At 59.3% G+C, this 13816-nt stretch carries 12 protein-coding genes; 7 read left to right on the plus strand and 5 right to left on the minus strand.

The genetic code is table 11. The features are described from left to right. Positions 1–13: 13 nt before the first annotated feature. The 4 genes from I6J28_RS10120 (at position 14) to I6J28_RS10135 (ending at position 4127) form a co-directional block, all read left to right on the plus strand. Positions 14–1192: a sensor histidine kinase gene (locus I6J28_RS10120; RefSeq protein ID WP_204609690.1), complete on the plus strand. Its 1179-nt coding sequence runs from the start codon at positions 14–16 to the stop codon at positions 1190–1192. Then, complete coding sequence (locus tag I6J28_RS10125; RefSeq protein ID WP_204609692.1) at positions 1185–1844, plus strand: response regulator; 660 nt, start codon at positions 1185–1187, stop codon at positions 1842–1844. Before I6J28_RS10120 ends, I6J28_RS10125 begins: the two co-directional genes overlap by 8 nt. 86 nt (positions 1845–1930) lie before the next feature. Next, the gene (locus tag I6J28_RS10130; protein WP_204609694.1) at positions 1931–2644 is read left to right on the plus strand and encodes an ATP-binding cassette domain-containing protein; all 714 of its coding nucleotides are present in this window, start codon (positions 1931–1933) and stop codon (positions 2642–2644) included. Then, positions 2637–4127, plus strand: coding sequence for a hypothetical protein (locus tag I6J28_RS10135; protein WP_204609696.1), 1491 nt, complete (start codon positions 2637–2639; stop codon positions 4125–4127). Before I6J28_RS10130 ends, I6J28_RS10135 begins: the two co-directional genes overlap by 8 nt. A 137-nt stretch (positions 4128–4264) precedes the next feature. Here I6J28_RS10135 and I6J28_RS10140 read toward each other — a convergent pair whose 3' ends face one another. Beyond that, complete coding sequence (locus I6J28_RS10140; protein ID WP_370658400.1) at positions 4265–5719, minus strand: glyceraldehyde-3-phosphate dehydrogenase; 1455 nt, start codon at positions 5717–5719, stop codon at positions 4265–4267. A 64-nt stretch (positions 5720–5783) separates the two neighbouring features. After that, on the minus strand, positions 5784–6767 hold the full coding sequence (locus tag I6J28_RS10145) for a nitronate monooxygenase (protein ID WP_204609700.1): 984 nt from the start codon (positions 6765–6767) through the stop codon (positions 5784–5786). 35 nt (positions 6768–6802) lie between these two features. Here I6J28_RS10145 and pth point away from each other — a divergent pair, with 35 nt between their 5' ends. Beyond that, entirely contained in the window at positions 6803–7450 is a 648-nt protein-coding gene (gene pth, locus I6J28_RS10150; RefSeq protein ID WP_204609702.1) for an aminoacyl-tRNA hydrolase, read from the plus strand. On the opposite strand, the gene I6J28_RS10155 is transcribed toward pth, so the two are convergent. Together I6J28_RS10155 and I6J28_RS10160 are read right to left on the minus strand one after the other, a co-directional pair. Continuing rightward, a complete protein-coding gene (locus tag I6J28_RS10155) occupies positions 7447–8139 on the minus strand; it encodes a potassium channel family protein (protein WP_204609704.1) in 693 nt (230 codons plus the stop codon). The genes pth and I6J28_RS10155 overlap by 4 nt on opposite strands. Beyond that, a complete protein-coding gene (locus tag I6J28_RS10160; RefSeq protein ID WP_204609706.1) occupies positions 8132–9484 on the minus strand; it encodes a TrkH family potassium uptake protein in 1353 nt (450 codons plus the stop codon). Before I6J28_RS10160 ends, I6J28_RS10155 begins: the two co-directional genes overlap by 8 nt. Before the next feature lie 81 nt (positions 9485–9565). Between I6J28_RS10160 and I6J28_RS10165 the strand changes: the two genes are divergently transcribed. Both I6J28_RS10165 and I6J28_RS10170 read left to right on the plus strand, forming a co-directional pair. After that, on the plus strand, positions 9566–10402 hold the full coding sequence (locus tag I6J28_RS10165; protein ID WP_204609708.1) for an SDR family NAD(P)-dependent oxidoreductase: 837 nt from the start codon (positions 9566–9568) through the stop codon (positions 10400–10402). A 24-nt stretch (positions 10403–10426) separates the two neighbouring features. Beyond that, the gene (locus I6J28_RS10170) at positions 10427–12061 is read left to right on the plus strand and encodes a peptide chain release factor 3 (protein ID WP_179386259.1); all 1635 of its coding nucleotides are present in this window, start codon (positions 10427–10429) and stop codon (positions 12059–12061) included. Positions 12062–12133: 72 nt separating this feature from the next. Here I6J28_RS10170 and I6J28_RS10175 read toward each other — a convergent pair whose 3' ends face one another. Further along, positions 12134–13699 carry a TrkA C-terminal domain-containing protein gene (locus tag I6J28_RS10175; protein WP_204609710.1) on the minus strand — a complete coding sequence of 522 codons (1566 nt, stop codon included), beginning with the start codon at positions 13697–13699 and terminating at the stop codon, positions 12134–12136. Between the last annotated feature and the right edge of the window lie 117 nt (positions 13700–13816).

Raw genomic sequence — 13816 nt, forward strand, 5'->3', positions numbered from 1 at the left:
ATTATCTTCCTTTATGAGCACTGACACCGCCGCGCGAGCGCGTTTGGGAGATAAAATCCTCACCGCGGTGGCGGTGCTCATTGCGCTGTTTTATGTGATTTCTGCTGCGAAGAATCCCAGCATAATTGAGATTATTCAGGCAGGTCTATCGTTGCTATTCCTGCCATTTATGTGGATCTGGCGGAGCCGTCCCGTGCTCAGCGCCACGGGCTTTATTGTGCTGCTCGCGGCATGGGCCGTGGCTTGGATGAGCCAGCTGCCCACCAATCTAGGGCTTACCCCTTGGGCCCTGACTGCACCCATGGCGGTGTATGCCACCTCCCGCTATGTCACGCGCCGTGCCATTCCCCGCACGGTGCTGGCGCTGACGATTCTTGGCTCCTTCATCTCGCCCTTCATGTGGCGCATAGATCCGGAGTCATTCCTGCTGCACTACCAGTTAGACCTCCGTTATTTGGCCATGGTGGTGGTGCATTGGGCGGTTTTGGGCAGCACCTACTTCATCGCCGCACGCTACTTCGACCTGGCACGCCAGCGCGAGCGGCTAGCCCAGGAGCGTTTCCACCAAGCCCAAGAAGAAGAGCGCCTGCTCATTGCTAGGGAATTGCACGATGTACTCGCGCATTCCCTAACTTTGATCAAGGTTCAGGCGAATGCCGGGATCATTGCCGGGCGTGTAAATAGTGACGCTGCCCAGGATGCTCTTGCCACTATTCGTGAGGGCGCGGATTCTGCGTTGGAAGAGGTCCGCGGCATTGTCACGGCACTGCGGAGCACCGGTCCTTCCGCTCTCAAGCCGACAGAGCAGCTTGAGCACATCGAGGGCATCATCGACGGTTTCCGCGCGGCGGGCTTAGAAATTGCAGCGGACTTACCAGAGACCTATGAGGCGCCTGCACTTACGCAATTGGCCTTGGTACGCATCATTTCTGAAGGCCTGACCAATGCGCTGCGTCACCAGGGCCCTGGCACGCACGTAGAAGTAGAGCTCGCGCTTGCCGACGCCGCTCAGATCACCCTTACCTCTACCAATCCCTCCCCTACTCCCAGCGAAGTTACTGGCAGCGGAGTCGGCCTCATTGGCGTCGAAGAGCGTGCTCACACGTTAGGTGGAAAACTAGAGAGCTCGGGTGATGCAACAAAGTTCATACTGCGTGCCGAACTACCGATGCAGAAGGAAAACCGTGCCTAAGATTCGTGTCCTACTCGCCGATGACCAAGCAATGCTTATTGCCGCATTGTCTACCATCCTTAACGCACAAGATGATATTGAGGTCGTGGCCACCGCAAATACCGGCTCAGAGGCCGTCACCGCGGCATTGAGCCACCGCACTGACGTAGCCATCCTGGATATCCGAATGCCCGGCATGGATGGCATCGCTGCGGCCCAAGCAATTCTTTCCTGCGTCCCCGAATGCCGAATCATCATGCTCACCACGTTTAATGAAGAAGAATTGGTGGCTCAATCTATCGCCGCCGGCGCGCATGGGTTCCTCCTCAAAGATGCGGATCCGGAGGTGTTAGTGGGGGCAGTCCGGGACGTCGCCAAGGGCGAATCGGTACTGGCCTCTCAGGTGACCGGACCGGTTCTGGAGGCCTATCGCACCGCCCTTACGCGAGGCGAGTTGAGCGCGCAGGAGCGCCAAGGGCTCAGCCTGGTGACCCGGCGCGAGATGGAGGTTCTTTCGCTCATTGCGCGCGGTGCCACAAATTCCGAGATCGCCGCCGAGATGGTCATTGCGGAAACGACGGTGAAGACGCACGTCTCTTCGCTCATGTCTAAGCTCGCGGCGCGCGACCGCGTGGCGATGGTCCTGGTGGCCCAGCGCGCTGGAATTGCCTAGTCTCCTACTGCAGTAGGAGACATTCACTGCGAAGTCCGTCTTGCGGGCGGAAGATTTTCGCGCCCCAGCACGCGAGACTTCGCAGTATGAATTATGAAATCTCCTTTGAGCAGGTCTCAAAGTCTTTTGGCTCCCACACAGTTTTGAGGGATGTAGAATTTAGCATCACCCCTGGTCGCGTCCATGCTCTTTTAGGGCGTAACGGCGCCGGCAAATCTACGCTCTTTTCCATCTTTCTAGGCCTTCTTGCCGCCGATTCCGGGACTATTCGCGTGGCCGGTGCGCCCTGGTCACGCGAGGTTCTCGACCACGTGGGGGCTTCCGTTAACGGTCCAGCTTTTTATGGGCACCTTTCTGCAGCAGCCAATCTTCGCGTCCATACGCGGTTGCTTGGTCTACCAGAATCCGAGATAGAGCGAGTGCTTGCCATCGTGGGCCTCAACGGGGCTGGGAAGAAAAAGGCTAAGTCATTTTCTACTGGCATGAAGGCACGGCTCGCCCTAGGCCAAGCACTGCTTGGCGATCCCGAAATCCTCGTTCTCGATGAACCCCAAAATGGCCTTGATCCGCAGGGCATCGTAGAGCTTCGTGAACTTCTGCAGAACCTGGCTGGCGCCGGTCATACCGTCATCGTCAGCTCCCACCAGCTCGGTGAGATTGTCCACTTAGCCCAGGACATCACCATCCTTGCCGAGGGCACCATCCGCTATTCTGGTTCGCTTAAGAATTTGGCTCCCAGTGGTCAGCTGGCAGCCGAATTTTTCCGCCTGACCTCCCCGGATGGTGAGGCTCATGTTTAATCGCTACCTTTCCGCCGAGGTCCTTCGCAGCCGCGGGAGCGCGCTGCAATGGCTCCCTCTACTGGCCGTACCATTAGTGGTAATGACAGCGTTGTTTTCCGCGCTGGCTTCTCCCACGCAGGACGCCACCGGCGTTTTGGGGTGGCAGTCCATGTTCATCACGGGGATGTATGCACCTCTCATTGCGCTTTTTGCCGCCATTCCCGAGCGCCGAGAAGTCCGTACTCGCGGCGGCGGTACGCTCTGGCGCCGGTTCAACGCCCACTATGAACAGACCTCGCGCTTTCTTGTCATACTTTCTAGCCTGGCGATCTTCCATGTCCTCAATTTCGGTCTTTCTTGGGCAATCGTGGCTCTTCAGGGCCGTGCCAACCATCAGCTATTAGTAGTGGCTGGGCTCTTTTCCTTCCTAGGGGCTATCGGGATCGCCGGGCTCGCTGCAGGGTGCGCGCGCCGCTGCGGCCTCGTCGCCGCGTTGGCTGGAAGCATTGTCTGGCAAGGAATTGGAATTCTACCGAGCACTGTCGAGGGCAACGCGTGGCGGGCATTCCCACCTGTGTGGCCGATGAGATTATTGCTTTCTGCCCTGCGGATTCATCAGAACTCTGTTCCTCTCGATCCAGATGATCCGCTACTGCAAGAAGGTCCACTGCCCGCCGCACTGCTATGCCTAGTTCTTGCGGCTGTAGGTACGTGCGCGGCAATCTTTACTCCTCGCCGCAAACAACCTCTTAGATTGCGCCTGCCCCAGGGCGATACTCATAAAGATGCTGGCGCAATCACCACTGGTGGGGAGTGGACCCCTACTGCTACTCCGAGAGCTTCCGCTCGGTCCAAGCTATCTGGCGCGCTGATCGGGCTGCACCGTGCGGCGTTCAGTCCCTTGCTTATCGGGTGTCTAGTGCTGAGCATCGTGGCTTTAGCCGTCATTGCCCTCACCTACCCTGCCGATTATGTCCACGGCTTCTTCGTCTTTGCGCTCCTGCCTGTGGGCGCGGGAGTCCTCCCTTGCATAGTGTGGCCACTGCTAGAGGCGGCGTGGCCGCTGAGCTACAGCGAATCACGTCATAGCCCTAACGCCCTTCTCATCTGGATCTTTGGGGCAATAGTATTCGTGTGCACGGCTGCTTCGCTCGCTTCAATCTGCGCCGGTACTTCTGCTCCTGCTGTATTGGGACGACTGCCGCTGGCCGTAGGTGTAGGTTTCAGTATTGCGGTGATTTCCCTGTGCATCGTGGTGCGCTTCGGGATTATTAGTGCACTCGCCCTCACCATCATGGGCACCATTGTTTCTGCAACTCTCGGCGGTGATGTCCTCGCCAAGACTTACCTGTGGCTAATTGCCTTTTCGGCGTGGCCGATAAATGCCAACACTCCTGCACGCTACGCTGTCGCGGCATTCTTAACATTGCTCATCGCCGCCGTTGGTTCATGGACCGCGAAACGGCTGCTGCAGACAAAAGCACTGCAGCCAATGGATTAACCGCATAATGCAGACACGTTTCAAGTCCATTGGCGTGCTTCCAGGCCGATAGCGTGGCTGCTTTTCGGGGTGGGGTGGTTGGAGCCGGGAGAAAACGGCAAAAGCCCGCGGAAACCGCGGGCTAGAGCTAGGTGAGCTTAAAGCTCAGAAGGAGATACGCGCTTCGGCAGAACAACCGGGCGGGTGTGTGCGAGCTCTTCTACGATGCGTACTACCTGGTTGGAGTAGCCATACTCGTTGTCGTACCACACGTACAGCACCAGGTGCTTGCCGGAGGCGATGGTAGCAACGCCGTCGACAATGCCGGCGTGGGTATTGCCGATGAAGTCAGAGGAAACAACCTCTGGGGAGGCAATGTAGGAAATCTGCTGGCGCAGGTCGGAGTGCAAAGAGACATTGCGCAGGAAGTCGTTGACCTCATCGCGCTCTACTTCCTTGGACAGCTCGAGGTTGAGCACAGCCATGGACACGTCCGGGGTAGGAACGCGGATGGCGTTGCCGGTGAGCTTGCCCTCAAATTCCGGCAGAGCCTTAGCAACAGCCTTGGCTGCGCCGGTGGCGGTAAGCACCATGTTCAGGCCTGCGGCGCGGCCGCGGCGATCGCCCTTGTGGTAGTTATCGATGAGGTTCTGGTCATTGGTGAAGGAGTGCGCGGTCTCCACGTGGCCGTGGGTTACACCGTAGCGGTCATTGATGACCTTAAGAACCGGGGTAATGCCGTTGGTGGTGCAGGATGCAGCGGAGAGAATCTGATCCTCATCGCTGATGTTGTCGTTGTTGATGCCGTAGACGATGTTCTTGATATCGCCCTTGCCCGGTGCGGTCAGCAGCACGCGGGAGATGCCCTTGGCCTTGAGGTGCTGAGACAGGCCCTCGCGGTCGCGCCATGCGCCGGTGTTGTCCACCAAGATGGCGTTATTGATGCCATAAGAGGTGTAGTCAATCTCGGCGGGATCGTTGGCGTAGATCATCTGGATCTTGGTGCCGTTAGCCCAGATAACCTCGTTTTCCTCATCTACAGAGATGGTGCCGTTGAAAGCACCGTGGACGGAATCGCGGCGCAGCAAGGAAGCGCGCTTGAGGATGTCACCGTCGCCCTTCTTGCGCAGGACAATGCCACGCAGGCGAACGCCACCGTAAGCTGCCTCGCGGGCGACGAGCAGGCGGGCCAACAGGCGGCCGATGCGGCCGAAGCCGTAGAGGACGACGTCGGTGGTCTCTAGGTCAACGCCAGCACCGACGATCTCGCACAGCTCGCCTTCCAAGTACATGCGGAGGTTTTCCTCGTTGGATTCCTCCCACCCGAGGACCAAGCGGCCGAGGTCGACGCTTGCGGCGCCCAGGTTCATGTCTGCCAATTCCACCAGGATAGGCAGGGTCTCCGCCGTGGACAGGTGGCGCTGCGCGATGCGGCGGCCATAGCGGTGAGACTTGATGATGTCGATATCGGTCTGGCCCACCAGTGGGCGGCCGAAGATGGTGGTGACAACGTTATTGTTGCGGTGCAGCTGGTGGATGAGCGGAATCATCTGCTGCGCCAGCTCGAGGCGCTCGTTCCAATCATCATGGCCAACATGTGCGTTCGCAGTCACGTAATTCATTCCTTTTCTGTCACGGGGGTGGCATTAAATCTTCAACCATAAATATTAGCGCCTACTACTGTGGGTTTTGGCATAGTTGGTTCAGGATGTTGGCCACAGTACCCCCGTTTATTTTCTCCACTTCGGTTCCTACGAGGCAGTAGGCTACGGCATCATCGTGCTGCGCACGGCGTTCCTTAAGTACAGGGTTCAAGAGCGGATAAACCGGTGGAAGGTTGGGGTGGCTGCGGGTGTACTGAGTTTCTAGTCCACGGGCAAAGCGGCCCGAGAAAGCACGGGTAGACACGGTCTGCCCACCACGGCGCAGTAGCTGCCGGTTGTAGTCACTCGTTCCCGCCTCTTCGGTGAGCAAAAATGCGGAACCGCAGGAACATGCGGCGACGCCATCCCAGGACATAGCGGTGGCTATATCTTCTGCAGTGCGCAGGCCGCCAGCAGCGATCAGAGGCAGATCAGGGGCTGCGGTATGCACGTCGGACACTAGCTCTTCCAGATCCCGGGAATCGGGAGTCGCGGCTAAGTCCCAGGTTCCACGATGGCCGCCGGCGGCCGGGCCTTGGACGCAAAGCACGTCGACGCCCCGACGTGCGGCCACGGTTCCCTCCGCAGGGGTGGTGACGGTGGTCCAGGCCTCTGCGCCCGCGGCGTGGATTCGCTCTATCTGTTCGGGTGTGAAGGTTCCAAACATGGACCACACCACGCGGGCACCGCCGCGCAGTGCTAAATCCAGCTTCTCTTCGAAACCAAAAGAGTAATCGGGCTCAGGCAGTGGCCGGTTTTCTGCCTGCGCCAGCTCGCGTGCGGCGGCATGTTGCGCCCCGGAAAGCGGCTGTTGTGGGCAAAAGAGGTTTACTCCAAACGGAATGCCGGCACACTGGTCAATCTGTGTGCGGGCAGCGTCTAGGCTGGCAGAGCCCACACCTAAGGTGCCAAAAGAACCGGCGGCATGAGCGGCACGCACTAGTTCCGGGGTCGTGGGACCGCCGGCCATGGGCGCGGGGATTACGCTACGGGAAAGGGAGCTTATAACCTGACTCATAGCACCCCACCCTACCGAGAGAGGAAGCTAGTGCAGTGGCACCTTTAGGAGATTTTTTCGCGCGGTTCTTTGGCTCGAAGAATAAACCCACACCAGGCCTCAATCCGGACGAGCTAGAGGCGGAGTGGCTTATTGTGGGCTTGGGCAATCCCGGCGCGAAGTATGCCGCTACCCGCCACAATGTGGGCTATATGGCCATCGATGATCTGTTAGCCGCAGGGGGAGACGTACTCGAGCCGGTACGCGGGATGGATGTGCAGGTGGCACCGCTTAGCTGGGCGGGACAGAAAGTACTTGCCGTGCGTTCGGGCACGTTTATGAACCTTTCTGGCGATCCAGTAGCGCCGCTGGCACAACAACTTGGCATCGCCGCGGATCACGTCATTGTTCTCCACGATGAGCTGGACCTTCCGGCCAATAGGATCCGGATCAAGCAGGGCGGAAATGAAAATGGGCATAACGGCCTCAAGTCGCTCACCGAGCGCTTGGGCACCCGCGACTATCTGCGCGTGCGCATTGGTATTGCCCGGCCGCCCAAGGGTTCGTCCATTCCGGATTACGTATTGGGCCCCGTGGATGCGGGCGCTGGCTTTGATGACGCCATCGCCACCGCGGCCGAGGCCGCCCGCCTCATCGTGGCGGACGGGCTAGGCAAGGCCCAGAACCAGATCCACTCTCGCTAGCACTGGGAGAATTTTTCTAGGGCCTTGGGGCTGCCGGCGGCGACGATGAAATCGGTGGGGTTGAGCTCGGTGGCGTCGGCAAGCGGGGCCCACTCCCCTTCCGCGCGGCGCACGGAAACCAATTGCACGCGGTGCGTGCGCCAGATGGCAGAAAGGTCGAGCGGCCGGCCCACCAATGAACTAGGAACGGCCATTTGGGTCACGCCATAATCGGTGGCAATCTCTGCAAAATCACGGAAACGCCCGCCCAAAAGGTAAGCCACGCGGCGGCCGGTATCACGCTCTGGCCGGATGACATGGTGGGTACCAATCTGGCTGAGAATACGCGCGTGTGCCTCCGAGTCCGCCTTGGCCCAGATGTCTTTGACCCCCAACTCCACCAGATTGGACGCGGTGAGGATGGAATCTTCCAAATGGGAGCCGATGGCGACGATGACGCGCTCGACCTCCTCCACGCCCAGCTGGCGCAAAGCCTCTGGGTCGGTGGTATCTGCCGCAATAGACTCGGTAAGGTACGGAGCTTCTTCGCGCACGCGCTTTTCGCTGGAATCAATGCCAAGGACCTCAACGCCATTGGCCATCAATTCATGGGCAAGCGAGGAGCCAAAGCGCCCCAGACCGATGACAACAACGGGAGGAATATCGATGCCGGCGCGGGTGCGGCCCAGCGCCTTGAGAATATTAGCCAAGGAACGGCCTTTCTTCGGGATAGCTAAAACGCCGGCTGACGGTTTTTGCAGCCAGCGCCGCTACCAAGGTGGTTGGGCCAACACGACCCAGGTACATAATGAGGCACAGCACTATTTGCGAGGGCGCAGACAGGCTCGCGGTAATTCCGGTGGACAAGCCCACCGTAGCGAATGCGGAGAGCACTTCGAAAGAAACTTGGTCACCGCTGAATTCCGTATCGAAAAAGCGCAGGGCCGCAACGCCCAGCGTGACCACCATGACCCCGGCAAAGCTCAGGGCTAGGGCCTGGCGGGTCACCGAACGCGGAAGGCTGCGGTGGCCAATGGTGGTGGTTTCCCGGCCCGAAAACTCCGCGGCCATGGCAGCCAAGAGCACGCAGGCGGTGGTGACTTTAATACCGCCGGCCGTACCGGCCGAGCCACCACCGATAAACATCAAAATGTCGGTGCCCATCAGTGTAATGGGATGGGCCTGGCCATAATCAATGGCGTTAAAGCCCGCCGTGCGCGGGGACGCGCTGGCAAAGAAAGAGTTGAGCAGCTTATCCCCCAGCGACATGGAGGATAAAAGCCCAGTCCACTCCATGCACGCGAAAAAGACGCCACCGGCGAGCAAGAGCACGATTGTGGCCGCCAGCGTCATGCGCGCGGTAATGGAAATGCGATGAACCACGTGACGATCGCGGCGTACCAAGCGCACCAACTCCGCCCACACCGGAAAGCCCAATCCGCCACCGATCAGCGCGGCGGCCGAGGGCAGCAAAATCCAGGCATCAGAAACAAAGGGCACCAGGTTATCGCTATTGGTGCTAAAGCCGGCATTGTTAAACGCAGATACCGCATGGAAAATGCCCTCCCACACCGCGCGCGGAAAGGAGTGCCCATAGCCAATCATCAAGCGTGCGGCCACAATGACAGCGATGATGGTCTCAGCCACCGCGGTAAATGCGAAGGTAAAAATCAGCGTCTTGCGGATACCACCAAGGGCAATGGGGCGCCCCTCATAGGCACCGGTTTTGCGCGCCTTGAAGCTAATCCGGCCGGTAAATAGCAGGCCGGATAGCGAAGCGAGCGACATGATGCCCAGGCCGCCTAGTTGGATCAGCGCCAGGATGATGACCTGGCCGGCCGGGCTCCAAAAGCTGCCGGTATCCACCACGATAAGCCCAGTGAGCGAGACCGCGGACGTAGCGGTAAACAGGGCAGACAGGAAGGAAGCGCGGGCGGTGCCGGCCTCGGCAAACGGCAGCATGAGCAAAACCGTTCCCACCAGAATCAGCACGAGGAAGCCAGCCGCGGTCAATCGCGCCGGGCCCCACTGCCGTATGGAAAGCAGGTGTTTCACCAGCGGAAGTATAGACCTGTTTTCAGCGCAAGGAAACTGCTGGCCGGCGCCACCCCTCCATGGGAGGTTAGGATTGGTGCTATGACTCCGCCAAATACCACTGCCAAGACCATTGTGATTACCGGCGCATCCGGCGGGTTGGGCGCCGCGGCTGCTCGTCAGTTGCACCGCACCCGGCCACAAGACAACCTGGTTATCATCGGCCGCAATCCGGAAAAGACCCGCGCGGTGGCCGAGGAAGTCGAAGGCCAGTACTTCCTAGCGGACTTCGAATCCCTGGGCCAGGTACGCCGCTTGGCACAGGATTTGGAAGGCTTAGAGCACATCCACGCCCTGGGCAATAATGCCGGCGGCATTTTTGACGGCCCGTCCACCACCGCCGATGGATTTGAGCGCACCTGGCAGGTCAACGTGGTCGCGCCTTTCCTGTTGACCTCGCTGCTACGCGACAAGCTGCGCGCGGATAACGCGAACGTGGTGCAAACGGCTTCCCTAGCTAATTTCCTTATGTCTAAGTTCGACCTCAGTGATCCCACTACGCTGGAGCACTTCAGCCCCGAGCGCGCCTACGGCAACGCCAAGCTGGGCGATATCCTGCTCACCCGTTATTTTGATGCCCACGGGATTAACGCGGTGTCCTTCCACCCTGGCGTGCTTGCCACGGATTTTTCCAAGTCTTCTACTGGCCTAATGTCCAAGATGTATTCCGGGCTGATTGGCAAGACCTTTGGCAAGCCTGCCGACGGCGGCGATAACCTCGCCTACTTTTTGACGGGCACCGAGGGAATCCACTTTGAATCCGGCGAATACTACAACGACAAGCGCAAACCTGGCCTGCAGCGCCCCATTGCGAAGAAGCTGTCGGTGGCTCGCCGCGTCTTTGATGATTTGGGGCGCCGCCTCAATGTGGAGTGGTAGCGCGAAACCACTAGACTATGGCGCATGAGTTCTGTCGTTTCTGAGGCCTCGCGCCGCCGCACGTTTGCCGTTATCGCCCATCCGGATGCTGGTAAGTCCACGCTGACGGAGGCGCTGGCGCTGCACGCACACGTTATTAATGAGGCCGGCGCGGTCCACGGCAAGGGCAACCGCAAGTCCACCGTGTCTGACTGGATGGATATGGAAAAGGACCGCGGCATTTCCGTGGCTTCCTCGGCGCTGCAGTTCGAGTATGCGCCGGAGGGCCACGAGGGCGAACCCTACATGATTAACCTGGTCGATACCCCGGGCCACGCGGACTTCTCAGAGGATACCTACCGCGTGCTCACCGCGGTGGATGCGGCAGTCATGCTTATCGACGCCGCCAAGGGCCTCGAGCCCCAGACCCTCAAGCTCTTCCGCGTGTGCAAGGCCCGCGGCCTGCCTATCGTTACCGTCATCAATAAATGGGACCGCGTGGGCCGCGAGCCCTTGGAGCTTGTCGATGAAATCGTCAACGAAATTCAGCTGCAGCCCACGCCCCTGTACTGGCCGGTAGGCATTGCCGGTGACTTCCGCGGCCTGGCACATATCAACGATGATGGCGAGGCCGATGAGTACATTCACTTCATCCGCACCGCTGGTGGTTCCACTATCGCCCCGGAAGAACACTTCGATCCGGATGCCGCCGGTGAGAAGGAAGAAGACGTGTGGGAGACCGCTGTCGAGGAAGCCGAGTTGCTTGCCGCCGATGGTGCCCTGCATGACCAGGAGCTCTTTGAGCAGTGCGTGACCTCCCCACTCATCTTCGCTTCCGCCATGCTGAACTTTGGTGTGCACCAGATTTTGGACACCCTGTGCGCCATTGCCCCGGCTCCGCACTCGCGCGAATCCGATCCCAAGGCAGTTGAGGCAGCCACCAGCGCCATTGATGAGGTCCGCGAGGTTAGCGATGACTTCTCGGGAGTCGTCTTCAAGGTCCAGGCAGGCATGGACCAAAAGCACCGCGATAACCTGGCCTTTATGCGCGTGGTCTCCGGTGAATTCGAGCGCGGCATGCAGGTCAACCACGCCCAATCTGGCCGCAGCTTTTCCACCAAGTACGCCCTGACTGTCTTTGGCCGCACGCGCGATACCGTGGACACCGCCTATCCGGGCGATATTGTGGGTTTGGTCAACGCTGGCTCGCTTGCCCCTGGTGACACCATCTATTCCGGTAAGAAGGTGCAATTTAAGCCCATGCCACAGTTCGCACCGGAAGCCTTCCGCATTCTGCGCGCGAAGTCGCTGGGCAAGTACAAGGCCTTCCGCAAGGGTCTGGAGCAGCTGGCGGCCGAGGGCGTGGTCCAGATTCTCAAGAACGAGGCGCGTGGCGATGCCTCCCCGGTCATGGCGGCGGTGGGCCCCATGCAGTTCGAGGTCATGCAGGCCCGCATGGAGTTCGAATACAACGTGGAAACCGTCACCGAGCCTATCCCCTATTCCGTGGCTCGCCGCACCGATGCCGAATCCGCCCCAGAGCTCGGCCGTCAGCGCGGCGTGGAAATCTTTACCCGCCAAGATGGCGAGCTCATCGCGCTCTTTGGTGATAAGTGGAAGCTCGCCTTCATTGAGAAGGAACACCCAGAGCTCACCATGGAAACCCTCGTGGCGGATTAGAAACCACACAGCTTCACACGGCAGAGAAAAAGGCCGCTTCCCAGAACGGGAAGCGGCCTTTTCAGTTGCGTGTTAAACCATCAACATCACAGGGACAACGGCAATTTTGACCACCTGCGCCACCACAATGGTGGCCGCATAACCGGTCATGATGCGCGAGTCGGAGCTCAGCCCCGTGGCGTAATTGACCACGGCCGGCTGAGCAAAGATGCCAGAGTGTCCGCCGGCGGTACGAGTTTCGGACTGACCCATGAAGCGATTCGCTACAGCGAATAGGACCGCAACCACCACGGTAACAATGGCGGCGAGGATCATGCACTTCAGGCCCATCCAGGAGAAGGCGGTGGACAGGAATGCCTCGCCGGACGAGAGGCCCACAGAGGCCAAGAAGATGACGAGGCCCCACTGCTGGAAGGCAGTATTAATGGAGGCCGGCACCTGCCACGGAATGCGGCGGGTCCGGTGCAGCGCACCGAGGATAAGGCCGGTAATCAGCGGGCCGAGCGCGAAGCCCAGCTCGAAAGAAGCGCCACCCGGCATCGGTACCACGACCTGGCCCAGCAGGTAACCCAGGAACAGGCCACCACCCAAGGCCACCCAGTTCAGCTCGGAGTAGGACTTAATTGAGTCACCGAAGTAATCCTTGATGTCGCCCAAGCGGTCAAACTTCACGATGAGCTCCAGCATATCGCCAGAAGCCAAGTGGGTTTCATTATTGGCCAAGAATTCCTCATCGCCGCGCTGCACGCGCACGATGCGACCACCATAGCGGGAGAACAGGTTGAGCTCCTCAACGGTGCGGCCGGCGATATCTTGGTTAGAAATAGCCACGTTTTCGATGACCAGGCGTTTATCCACGAACGGAGTTTGCGGCTGACGCTTGCCCAGCATTTGGGTCAGTTCACGGGCCTTAGCCTTGGTGACCATAACGCGCAGGATATCGCCCTTGTGCAATTCGGGGCGATCGCCGGCAACCCGGACCTTATTACCGCGGCGAATGGTAGCGATAACAAAGTGATCCTTGAACTGTTCTTCCAAGTCGTCGTAGTTCACGTCTTTGGTAACGCGAATGGTGCGGGAGCGGAAGATCTTGGAGGCCGAATTGTCCTTATCGTGCTTGGCGGGCCAATTCTGCTTAAGCAGGAATGCCACGACCAAAATGGCCACCGCCACACCCACGGGATAGCCCAGCGAGTAGCCCACAGCCGGTAGCTCTTCACCGGTTTGCTGTTGGGCAACTGCCAGCGACGGCGTCGAGGTCGTGGCGCCGGCGAATACACCAACGGAAGCCAGGGTATCCAGCCCCAGCATGCCGCCAAAGAGGAGGGCTGCGCCCGCGGCCACCACAATCGCAATGGCCGCCGTGAGCATGTGCTTCATCTGCTTGGAAAAGCCCTTGAAGAAGCGCTCACCGGCGGACAGGCCCTGCATATAAATAAAGAGTCCCAATCCCAGCTCTTGCAGGGAGCTTAAGATGTCTTTATCCAGATCAATAGACGAGCCGAAGGCCAAGCCCATAAACAGCGTGCCCGCCGCGCCAAAGCGCAGCGGACCGAAGGGGATCATGCCAAATAGCGTGCCGAGCAGCACTATGAAAAAGATGCTCAGCCATATATTTCCATCAAAAATTGCTAACACGCTGGAATAGTTTAGGCATTTCTCAAGAAAGCGCCACGTGAAAGGCTTTTCCAAGCCCTGGCCTTCTGGCATTTACACTGGGCACACCACTTTCCCAGCCGAGACCCCACCCCCAGC

Origin of the sequence: Corynebacterium tuberculostearicum (assembly GCF_016894265.1) — a bacterium.
GTDB lineage: Bacteria > Actinomycetota > Actinomycetes > Mycobacteriales > Mycobacteriaceae > Corynebacterium > Corynebacterium tuberculostearicum_D.